The organism is Parvimonas sp. D2, assembly GCF_035282635.1.
Classification (GTDB): Bacteria; Bacillota; Clostridia; order Tissierellales; family Peptoniphilaceae; genus Parvimonas.
Genome location: NZ_JAYKBO010000057.1, coordinates 1 through 263 on the forward strand (window position 1 = coordinate 1; position 263 = coordinate 263).

The 263-nt window shown below is 26.6% G+C and carries 1 pseudogene; it reads left to right on the forward strand.

Features of this window, described 5'->3' with window-relative positions:
* Positions 1-263, forward strand: a pseudogene (locus VJI77_RS07565) (bifunctional folylpolyglutamate synthase/dihydrofolate synthase); the annotation flags it as partial.

Below are 263 nucleotides of genomic sequence, written 5' to 3' on the forward strand. Positions count from 1 at the left end.
AGGAGAAGTTTGCAGTGGAGTTAAATTAGGTTTACAAAATATAAAAAATCTGATGGAAAAATTAGGAAATCCACAAGATAAATTAAAAATTATTCATATTGCAGGAACCAAGGGTAAGGGTTCCTGCACTTCTTTTGTAAATTCTGTTTTAGTTTCACAAGGGTATAAAGTTGGGATGTTTACTTCTCATTCTATTTACAATTTTGAAGAAAGAATTAGAATAAATAATAAAAATATTCCAGAAGATAAATTAATAGAATTAA